Origin of the sequence: Pseudomonas sp. M20 (genome assembly GCF_045037865.1) — a bacterium.
In the GTDB taxonomy this organism is placed as follows: Bacteria; Pseudomonadota; Gammaproteobacteria; order Pseudomonadales; family Pseudomonadaceae; genus Aquipseudomonas.
On the sequence record NZ_CP173611.1, the window covers coordinates 1,116,116 to 1,126,438 of the forward strand.

Below are 10,323 nucleotides of genomic sequence, written 5' to 3' on the forward strand. Positions count from 1 at the left end.
TAGAACTCAAGCATATGAACGTAACGATTTTGCATGGCTACAGTGCCTCCAACTCCGGTGACGGCTTGCTCGTCGATCTGGCCATTGCCCTTGTGCAACGCAACTTTGGTGAAGACACCGCGATCAGTGTTGTCGCTTCCGATCCGGATTCTTTCAGCTACTTGCCGCACCCGCGTTTTGACGCGCCAGTGATGGCGGCCAAGGGTTTGGGCCGGGTCAAGCAAGCGGTGTTCCTTAATCAGTCCTACGCCGGGCTGGCGGATCTGCTGAAGAAAACCGATCTGATCGTCGGCGTCGGCGGCGGCTACATGCGCTCGAAAAGCGCTTTCGAACACATCAAGCTGAAACTCGGCCACGCCAAACAACTGGAAACCGCGATCCTCAGCAAAGTGCCGTCGGTGTACCTGCCGCAAAGCATCGGCCCGTTCCATGGCGAGAGCAGCAAGATCGTCGAACACTACGCCAGCGCCGATGCGGTGTTCGTGCGCGACAATCGCTCCTCGGCGATTTTCGATGCCTGTGCAAACGTCTACCGCGCACCGGACCTGGCAGTGCAGTCGCTGGCGAGCAAAATCCTCCAGCAAGCGAAGTTCACCCGCTGCGCGTCTTCGCCAGCCACGGTCTGCGTAGTGCTGCGCAAGCCGCCGGAGTGGAGCAAGGAAAAGAAAGTCGCTTACGTGGCCAATCTGAAAGTGCTGCTGCAGCGCCTGAAGAACAAAAGCAAAGTGGTCTGCGCCGTACAGAGCGCGGTGCGCGGCAACGATGACGGTGCTTTTTATCGCGAGCTGGGCATCACTGAAGACCTGTTGTCGCTGAAGGCTACGATTGCCAAATATCAGCCGGATCTGGTGATTTCCGTACGCTTGCACGGGGCTATCGAGTCGCTGCTTTCCGGCGTGCCGGCGTACCACATCAGCTATGAACGCAAAGGCTTTGGCGCCTATCAGGACATGGGTGTGGAAGACTGGGTGATCAACGGCGGCGACATCAATGTCGACACCATCATCGACACGGTTTACGCGCCGAATGCGCTGTCGAACTTCGGCAAACGCCTGACGGATACCTGCCGTGAAATCGAAGCGAAAACCGTGGCCATGGATGACATCATCAAGGGTGTCGTTCGATGATATTTCGGCTGCTGCTTCGCGGCGGAGCGTTAGGCGCGAAGTTTTTGCTGGTGTTGGCGATCACCCATTACCTCGGATATGAGGCGCTGGGCTTTTACGGCGTGGTGGTCGCGGCATCGCTGATTGCGTCGAAGTTCTACAGCGTCGGTTTCAGTTCCGAGATCAATCGGGTGATCAGCGTCGGCGGCAGTTCGCGCCGCGTGGTCGATAAAGTCCTGCTGCTGTATCTGGCGGTGGGGCTGTTGTTGTCGGTAGCGACGGTGCTGATCTATTCACTGTTCCAGACAGTTGAAGCGACGACTGCGCTGATCCTTTGCGTGACGCTGGTATTGCTCACCGAACACCTGTCGTTCGAGATCAACTCGTTCGTGTTTTCCGCGCAGAAAGCCACGGCGGGCGCGTTGCTGTTCTTCGTCAAGACCGGCCTGTGGGCGGTATTGGCGGTGGGCGGGATGATGCTCGACTGGGTGTCGGGCATCGCCAGTGTGTTGTGGCTGTGGGTCGCCGCGAACGTGCTGGTGATCATCGCCGGTTACCTGATCGTGGTGAACGTGCACAAGGGCCGGGTCGCTGAGACGTTGGCCACGGGCACGGTGTGGAAGGCCGGATTGCCGTTTTACCTCGGCACTGGATTGATCGCATTGAGTCAGTACGCCGAGCGCTTTCTGATCATCGATCTGGAACCCTACGCCAGCCTCGGTAAATACGTGTACGCGTGGTCGGCGGCGAACACTTTGCAGGCGCTGTCGTACGCCGTGGTGGCGGTAGTCGGGATTCCGGTGCTGGCCAAGCGTTTCCAAGCCGAGCAACAGGCGTTCACAGTCAAGCAACTGTTCATCAACAAGTGGGTGATGCGCTCGCTGCTGGTATCGGCGGCGGTGGCGGTGGCGATCTATGTGTTTTTCAACGTGGTGCTCGATTACGTCGCCACCAGCGTGCCGCGTCCGGACAATGCGATCCTCGGCGTACTGATTTTCTCCTTCGCCCTGCGCGCGATTGGCGACATCGTCTGGGGTGGTTTGATTGCCTCGAAAAACAGTCGAGTGTCACTGGCCAGCGCTGCCATTTGTTTGTTGATTTCGGTGCCGGTCAGCTATGTGTTGATCAAGCACTATTCGATCTACGGCGCGGCGTGGGGCAACGTCTTCGCGATCATCGTGCAGCTTTTGGTGATTGCTGTGCTGACCCGCGCAACCGCTGCGAAGAAGGCTGCGTTGTCATGGGCCTGAAGCTGCCGTGCATCGAGTTTCGTGGCAAGCGACTCGATTCGTCGATCTCATTCCTGATCCTGTTCACCGGGCTGTTTCTGTCGGTGGCGATGCCGCTGTTGATCCCGCGTGATCCGGGCCCGGATGCGATGACCTTGTGGTCGTCCTACGCCCGTGCCGACAACTGCAATTTCTGGAACCCGTTCTCACCGGATCGCTCATCTTACGAGTGCTCGGCGTTCCTGCTGCGGCCCACCGGGATCAACCTGACCAATGCCTGGGCCTACGGCATGTTCTGCAATTTTTTCCTCACGGCGATACCGGTGGTGGTGTTTCGGCGCATGCCGTTGGCGATCTTCGGCACCCTGTGTCTGTGGGGCATCGTGCGCTCGTTTTTCCTGGAGAACCTGACCAAGGAAATCATTGTGTCGGTGGCGGTGTTGAGCATTCTGCTCAGCTCGCTGACGCGCAAGTATCGTGGCGGTTTCTTCCTCTCGGCGGTGATTTACGGCGTACTGATCCGGCCTTACTGGATTCTGTTTTCGCTGTCGTGGGTGGGCGTCTGTGTGATGAAAAAGTACGTGTCACGCACGACTTTCTTCCTGATGTTGTTCCTGTTCTACCTCGCGGTGGCCATGTCGATTCAGCTCGCTTTGGGCTTTCCGGTGTCGTCGATTCGCGCCAGCAACAACGAGTTGCGCACGGCGGGCGAGGAGGGCTCGAAGTCATTGATTGTCTCGTGGCTCACGGGCAGCGATTTTGTTTCGCAGGCGCTGGACTCGATGATCATCTTCTTCCGCCTGTCGTTCCCGGTGGAGCTGATTCTGCTGTCCGGCCCGGGTCAGGTGATCTTCGTCGCGTTGATGATCATGACCGCGTTGCTGCTGTTCAAAGTCATCACCTCGACCGATTACAAAGGCGCGCCGATCCAGACCAAACCCAAGGAACTGATCGCGATTCCGCTGGCGTTTCTGCTGGTGCAAGGGCTGTTCGAGCCGGACTTCGGTTCCTTCGCCCGGCACTTCTCGATGGTGGTGCCGGTGTTGTTTGTCGGCCTGGGCTTGATGCTGCGGGCGAACAAACCGGTGCAGGTTGAATCAAGAATTCTGAATTGAGGCAGGTGCTTTATGTCGAGCAAGAAAAAGTCCCTGGAGATTGAAACCCTGCGTGGTCTAGCGTGCCTGTTGCTGGTGCTCTATCACGTCATCGGGCCGTTGGGCGGCGGGTTGAAAATCGACATCGGCTCACCGTTCCGGGTGATCGCCGATTCGATGGTGTACGTGCGTATGCCGCTGTTCACGTTCATCTCCGGGTACATCTATTCGATCTACAAAATTCGCGGCAATGACTTTTCCGCGTTCTTCAGCGGCAAGGTTCGGCGCTTGATCGTGCCGCTGTTTTGCGTCGGCGTGCCGTTCTCGGTGTTGCAAGCAGTGGGGCCGGGGGTGAACAAGGACGTCGGGGTGATCGACGCGTTGTTGTCGTTCTGGGTGCCGATCAACCACTTCTGGTTCCTGCAGGCGGTGTTCATCATTTTCATGTTCGTCGGGCTGCTGGAGTGGCGCGGGATGCTGCGTTCGGCGACGCGGTTGTATGGGCTGTTGGCGTTTGCGGCAGTGTTGTTTTTGTTGCCGCCGTTCAAGTTCGATGCGTTCGGGATCAACGGCGCGATTTATCTGCTGCCGTTTTTCGTGGCAGGGATGATTGGCCAGGAGAATGTCGACCGGTTGAAGCAGACGTTCAAAGTGATCGGGCCGCTGGTGTTGGTGTTGATCTCGCTGACGTTGTTGTATGTCGCGGCGATTGATCGTGAGTTGATTGTTGATCGTCGCAGTCTGATTGGTTTGACCGTGGGTTGCGTGTCCTGCATCGCGCTGCTGTCGAGTGATGTACGGTCGAAGGCGCTGACCTGGTTGGGCGGTTATTCCTATGCGATTTTCCTGTTTCATGTGTTGTTCGCGGCGACGTCGCGATTTGTGCTGGGACGGTTGGGGGTGAAGGATGAGAGCTTGCTGGTGCTCGGTGGGCTGAGCTTTGGCTTGCTGGGGCCGGTGGTGTTGTCGATGGTTTTCAGTCGGTTCAATTTCACTTCGGTGCTGTTCCTCGGCGAGCGCGTGGCGAAGAAGAAACCGGTGGCGCCCATCGTCCCTGTGGTGCAGACGCAAAACAGCTAAAAGCTTCGCGAGCAAGCTCGCTCCCACAAATTTTCTTGGTGTACACAGATTTAGCGGATGACCGCGATAAATGTAGGAGTGAGCCTGCTCGCGATAGCGTTGTGTCAGTCAATGCATTTGTATTGGATAGACCGCTATCGCGAGCAGGCTCACTCCTACAGTTGATCTCTGTACACCCAAGCATTCAGTGGGCCATTCCAGACTGAAGGAAAATTTTGCATGTTGGCAGTAGATGATGCGCAACCCGTGGCGGCCTCGGTGGTTCAGGTGGGCGACGCCCGCGAGCGATTCGCGCAGTGGCGTGAAGGCAAGGCCGGCAAGGTGTTGTCGGTCTCGGTGATCGGCGACAGCTACAGCGCCGGACAGGATTTCTACCTGAATAAGCTGGTGCAGCGCGTGGCCGGGGAGGTGGGTTTTGCCGGGCCGGGTTACGTCGGTTTCAACCACGGCGCGGCGCTGGGCGGCACGCATTTCAAATACACCCGCAGCAGTGACAAGTACTTCGGCGGCGACTGGAAGGTTTCAGACCTGGGCCAGGCGAGTCCGGACAATCGCACGGTAACAGGCCGGCCCGGCGCATGGTTGCAAGTGGATGCCAGTCCTTCGCCGCGCATTGATACGGCGGTCACTCAGGCGAAACTGCTTTATCTGGGCAACGGTGAATCCAGCGAGCTCCGCTATCGCTGGTCTCCCGCGCAAGACTGGCAACCCCTGAAGCTTGAAGGTTCGGGCGTTCAGGAAGTCGCGCTGACAGGCCTTTCGGCAGCGAAAGACTGGTCCTTCAAACTGGAAGTGGTGAAGGGCGCGCCGACGTTGTTCGGCCTGTGGATGAGCAACGAGCAGAACGGCGTGCGGGTCTCGAAACTGGCGGCATCGGGTGCGGCCTCTGCGGACTTCTATCACAAGGATCCGCAATGGCAGGTGCAGTGGAAAGCTGCGGTGTCGAAGATCCCCGCTGATGTTTACCTGATCATGCTCGGCGGTAACGATCAAGGGTTCGGCGTCAAGCCTGCACAGTACTTGCAGAACGTTCAGGGGCTGGTGGGCATGCTGCGCGAGATTCAGCCGCAGGCGAGTATCAACCTGATCATGCGTCAGGACACCACGCGCTCCAGTGCGTATCCGATGTCGGCGTACGCGCAGGTGCTTGAGCCGTGGGCGCGGGAGCAGCATCTGGGATATGCCAATCTGCAATGCGCGTTCGGGCCCGACGTCAAACGCTACGCGGCGGCGATGATCGGCCCGGACAAGATTCATCCGGTGCCGGCCACGGGCGGGAAGGTGATTGCTGATTACTTTTACGGCTGGATTACCGGCGCCAAGGACCGTTGCGACGGCCTCCCGAAATAACCACAAAACCCAAATGTAGGAGCTGCCGAAGGCTGCGATCTTTTGATCTTGTTTTTAACAGCAACATCAAAAGATCGCAGTCTGCGGCAGCTCCTACAGGGAAGTGTGTTTATTCGAATTGTTCTATCTGGCTCAGCAGCTCCGAGAGTTTCTGCGGCATCAAGCGCGTATCGCACCGGGTTTCGACGTTAATGATGATCGCCGGATCGTTGCAGCAAATCCGCACGCGAAAGCGCCAGTCGCTGAAGATCACCTTCAGACCATCCTGGTCATCCATTTCCAACGCCTGCTCGCCATACAGCTTTTTCAAATGCGCGAGCAGCGGATACGGATCGCGCAACGGCCGGCGAATATCACCGGACGCCGGAAATACGCCAATCCGCTCCACCAGCAGAATCGTGCCCAGCCAGGTTTCGTTGGCGCTGGGCAACGGTTGATGGCGCGACAGCCAGCTCATCACCCCGAGGTTACCCACCTCGCGTTCAATCTCTACGGAATGTTGTGCAATGTTCATGGTGGCCTCGTTGGGTGAAGGGAGTCGTCTCAGCGGCCCTTGAGATAAACGTTTTCGTAGCAGAAATTGGTCGCCTGCAAGTAACCCTCGGCGTCACCGCAGTCAAACCGCAAGCCTTTGAATTTGTAGGCCAGCACGCAACCGTTCTGCGCCTGTTTCATCAGCGCGTCGGTGATCTGGATTTCGCCGCCCTTGCCCGGTTGGGTGTCGGCGATCAGGTCGAAGATGTCTGGAGTGAGGATGTAGCGACCGATGATCGCCAGGTTCGACGGCGCGTCTTGCGGGGCCGGTTTTTCCACCATGTTGTTGACCCGGTAGATGCCGTCGGACATCAGTTCGCCGGCGATCACCCCGTACTTGTGGGTCTGGTCGGCCGGGACTTCCTGGATGGCGACGATCGAGCAGCGGAATTTCTTGTACAGCTCAATCATCTGGGTGAGCACGCCGTCACCTTCGAGGTTCAGACACAGGTCATCAGCCAGCACCACGGCAAACGGCTCATCGCCGATCAACGGGCGACCGCTGAGAATTGCGTGGCCCAAGCCTTTCATTTCCACCTGACGGGTGTAGGAGAAGGTGCAGGTGTCGATCAGCTCGCGGGTGCCGGCGAGGAATTTCTCTTTCTCGGTACCACGGATCTGGTGTTCGAGCTCGTAGCTGATGTCGAAATGGTCTTCCAGCGCACGCTTGCCGCGACCGGTGACGATGGCCATGTGTTGCAGGCCGGCGTCGCGCGCTTCTTCAACGGCGTACTCGATCAACGGCTTGTTGACGATCGGCAGCATTTCTTTCGGCATGGCTTTGGTGGCCGGCAGGAAACGCGTGCCATAGCCGGCAGCGGGGAACAAACATTTACGAATCATAAAAGTATCCTGGACAGTCATGGAACACAGGCGACAGATGCGCGCACTAATAAAGGGCGTATAAGTTTCAATGTTGGATTGAAGGCTTACTTTAATACCTGAGTCAGGTTATTAATGGCAAATGCGAGTGACGGTAAAACACGACAATGTTATGAGATGTCGGTAAGTGCGTTGTTAGTTATTTTTAGTCGGTATCTGTTGATAGTGATGAGTGCACAGGGAGTGCTAATAAGTACCAAGCAATACAGTGTGACCTGCAAAAATATTTATTGCCAGTCATTGAACTAGTTTTGTTTTCGGTTGTTGTCGCCTGTTTGTGTGGATTGTGACACATCTTCAATAAATCAGGCTTGACACGCTACTTGTCACTCATCCAAAGACGGATAGCACTATGAAGATTCTGGTAACGGGTGGTGCCGGCTATATCGGCTCGCATACCACACTTGCATTGCTTGAAGCAGGTTATGAAGTTGTTGTACTGGATAATCTTTGCAACAGCAGTGAAGCCGCGTTGCACGCCGTTGAGGGCATCTGCGGCAAGAGTGCCTGGATGATCCGTGGTGATGTCTGTGACCGGGCACTGCTCGACCGGATTTTCCGCGAGCACAACATCGAAGCGGTGCTGCATTTTGCCGGCCTGAAAGCGGTCGGCGAGAGCGTGCGCAAGCCGCTCGAGTACTACGAGACCAACGTCAGCGGCAGCATCAATCTGTGCCAGGCAATGGCGGCGGCGGGGGTGTTCCGGCTGGTGTTCAGTTCGTCGGCCACGGTGTACGGCGAGCCTGAGCAGATGCCGATCCGCGAGGATTTTCCCACCGGCAATCCAACCAATCCCTACGGCCAATCCAAGCTGATCGTCGAGAATGTCCTGCGCGACCTGAGTCAGGCCGAGCCGCGCTGGAGCATCGCCTTGCTGCGTTACTTCAACCCGATCGGCGCCCACCATAGCGGCCATATGGGCGAAGACCCCAACGGTATCCCGAATAATCTGGTGCCTTACATCAGCCAGGTCGCGGTCGGCAGCCTGCAAGAGCTGTCGATCTTCGGCAACGATTACCCGACCATCGATGGCACTGGCGTGCGCGACTACATCCACGTCGTCGATCTGGCCGACGGCCACTTGAAGGCGCTGCAGTCGATCTCAGAGCGTACCGGCATTCATACCTGGAACCTCGGCACCGGCGATGGCTACAGCGTGCTGCAAGTGCTCCACGCCTTCGAACAGGCCTGCGGGCAACCGGTGCCGTATCGGATGATGCCGCGCCGTTCCGGGGATATCGCCGAGAGCTGGGCCGATGCTTCCAAGGCTGCGAAGGAACTTGGCTGGAAAGCCACGCGCAACTTGCAGGACATGGTCACCGACACTTGGCGCTGGCAATCGAACCATCCCAAAGGTTACTTGCGATGATGGCCATTTAACCCAATGTTATCTTCAGTCAGGTTGTTAGATAACGTCGGGAAATTACACTGGCAATGCCTTTTGCAAGTCCGTAGATATAAACCTGCCGTTCGACTTTTATCAGTTGGGTAAGACTGTGAAAGAACAACGGATCTTGTTCGCGCTTTTTGCGGACTTGAACTCACCACCGCTAACTCAGGCCGGTTTTTTAACAGGTCGAATGTTAGAAAGGAGTTGATATGAAAAAAGTGATGGCAGTTGCCCTGTTGACGATGTTGAGCAACTGGGCTGCCGCCGCTGAAGCACCGCTGACAGCGGTAACCAATGTAGGTGGCAACGTGGCGGCTTCTCAAGCGCCCGCAGCCAGTACTGCAATGGTTGCCAGTGCTGTAGCGGCGTCTAACAGCGGTGGCAGTGCCAACGGCGGTACCACCGGTACGACGGGTACCACCGGTACAACCGGCACGCATAACTAACAGGAAGTTCTGTTAGTGCAGTACAGGGTCGCCCGACGCAAGTCGGGTGACTTTGTTTTTGGATTCGCCCTTGAATAGCGTAGTGCCATTATGACTCGTAGTGTTTATCTTTTAATGTTGGCAAGTCTCGCTCTGCAAGGTTGCATGTTTTCCCCCGGTCAATACCTCAGCACCAGTGACATCACCCGCCAGGGTGCCAGCGAAAGCAGCCGGGTCGAGCTGATCCCGATCACGCCCAAGCTGATTGCCATGAACCGCGCCACGCAAAAGCGTGAGTCGCTGCCGCCGGAACTGTTGGCGACCCCGGCCGAATACCGCATCGGCAACAACGATGTTCTGTACATCACCGTGTGGGATCACCCTGAGCTGACGGCCCCGTCCGGCGCGCAACAACAGATCGATGCCAACGGCCGTCTGGTGCGCTCCGATGGCACGCTCTATTACCCGTTCATCAAGGAAGTCCAGGCCACCGGCCGGACCATCCAGCAACTGCGCTCGGACATTGAACAACGGCTGTCGGCATTCATCGCCGAGCCGCAAGTGGATGTCGCGGTGTTGCGTTTCGCCAGCCAGAAAGTCGTGGTCACCGGTGCGGTAACCAAGGCCGGTCCGCAAGCGATTTCCACCAATCCGCTGAGCGTGGTCGAAGCCCTCGGTTCGGCCGGCATCGATACCAACAACGCCGATTTGTCCGGGCTGCTGCTGACGCGCAAAGGTCGCACTTATCCGCTCAATCTCGACTCGCTCAATCAGCAGGATTCCGAGTTGCAGAACGTCTACCTCAAGGGTGGCGATCAGCTGTATCTGCCGTACAACGACAACAAGCGCATCTACGTGATGGGCGAGGTCAATCAGCCGCGTGCGCTGAGTTTCAAGACCGCGACGATGAACCTCACCGACGTGCTCGGTTCGGTCGGCGGCCTGGCCCAGACCACCTCCAACGGCAACGCGGTGTACGTCATTCGTGGCGTGGAAAACCTCGATGTCGAACCGGCCAAGATCTACCAGCTGGAAGCCGAATCGCCGACCGCCATGGCGCTCGCTTCGCACTTCGAAGTCCGCCCGCAGGACGTGGTGTATGTCGGGCCTGCCAACGTGACTCGCTGGAATCGCTTGATCAGCCAGTTGGTGCCGTCGGCATCGATTGTCGGCACTGGCGCTTCCGCTGCGAAGAACTGGAGCGAATACAGTAACAACAGCAAATAAGGTCGC

Annotated in this window: 10 protein-coding genes; 8 read left to right on the top strand and 2 right to left on the bottom strand. The window is 57.4% G+C overall.

Translation table 11 applies throughout. The annotated features are described in order from the left end of the window. The first annotated feature begins 14 nt into the window (after positions 1-14). The 5 genes from ACI514_RS05040 (at position 15) to ACI514_RS05060 (ending at position 5,859) form a co-directional block, all read left to right on the top strand. Positions 15-1,127: a polysaccharide pyruvyl transferase family protein gene (locus tag ACI514_RS05040; protein WP_095121071.1), complete on the top strand. Its 1,113-nt coding sequence runs from the start codon at positions 15-17 to the stop codon at positions 1,125-1,127. Continuing rightward, complete coding sequence (locus tag ACI514_RS05045; RefSeq protein ID WP_405123188.1) at positions 1,124-2,356, top strand: phosphoribosylaminoimidazole carboxylase; 1,233 nt, start codon at positions 1,124-1,126, stop codon at positions 2,354-2,356. Before ACI514_RS05040 ends, ACI514_RS05045 begins: the two co-directional genes overlap by 4 nt. Beyond that, on the top strand, positions 2,347-3,450 hold the full coding sequence (locus tag ACI514_RS05050) for a hypothetical protein (protein WP_160058802.1): 1,104 nt from the start codon (positions 2,347-2,349) through the stop codon (positions 3,448-3,450). Before ACI514_RS05045 ends, ACI514_RS05050 begins: the two co-directional genes overlap by 10 nt. Before the next feature lie 12 nt (positions 3,451-3,462). Beyond that, positions 3,463-4,509 (top strand): acyltransferase family protein, encoded by a 1,047-nt coding sequence (locus ACI514_RS05055; RefSeq protein WP_405123189.1) that lies wholly within the window; start codon positions 3,463-3,465, stop codon positions 4,507-4,509. A gap of 219 nt (positions 4,510-4,728) precedes the next feature. Then, positions 4,729-5,859, top strand: coding sequence for an SGNH/GDSL hydrolase family protein (locus ACI514_RS05060; protein WP_405123190.1), 1,131 nt, complete (start codon positions 4,729-4,731; stop codon positions 5,857-5,859). Between the two features lie 109 nt (positions 5,860-5,968). Here ACI514_RS05060 and ACI514_RS05065 read toward each other — a convergent pair whose 3' ends face one another. Next, positions 5,969-6,373 (bottom strand): mannose-1-phosphate guanylyltransferase, encoded by a 405-nt coding sequence (locus ACI514_RS05065; protein WP_405123191.1) that lies wholly within the window; start codon positions 6,371-6,373, stop codon positions 5,969-5,971. Positions 6,374-6,402: 29 nt separating this feature from the next. Continuing rightward, the gene (galU, locus tag ACI514_RS05070) at positions 6,403-7,236 is read right to left on the bottom strand and encodes a UTP--glucose-1-phosphate uridylyltransferase GalU (RefSeq protein WP_007910549.1); all 834 of its coding nucleotides are present in this window, start codon (positions 7,234-7,236) and stop codon (positions 6,403-6,405) included. Positions 7,237-7,627: 391 nt separating this feature from the next. Here galU and galE point away from each other — a divergent pair, with 391 nt between their 5' ends. The 3 genes from galE (at position 7,628) to ACI514_RS05085 (ending at position 10,317) form a co-directional block, all read left to right on the top strand. Further along, a complete protein-coding gene (galE, locus tag ACI514_RS05075; RefSeq protein WP_160058798.1) occupies positions 7,628-8,644 on the top strand; it encodes a UDP-glucose 4-epimerase GalE in 1,017 nt (338 codons plus the stop codon). Positions 8,645-8,874: 230 nt separating this feature from the next. Then, the gene (locus tag ACI514_RS05080; RefSeq protein WP_007910552.1) at positions 8,875-9,111 is read left to right on the top strand and encodes a hypothetical protein; all 237 of its coding nucleotides are present in this window, start codon (positions 8,875-8,877) and stop codon (positions 9,109-9,111) included. 144 nt (positions 9,112-9,255) lie between these two features. Then, positions 9,256-10,317 carry a polysaccharide biosynthesis/export family protein gene (locus ACI514_RS05085; RefSeq protein ID WP_052178248.1) on the top strand — a complete coding sequence of 354 codons (1,062 nt, stop codon included), beginning with the start codon at positions 9,256-9,258 and terminating at the stop codon, positions 10,315-10,317. Positions 10,318-10,323: the final 6 nt, after the last annotated feature.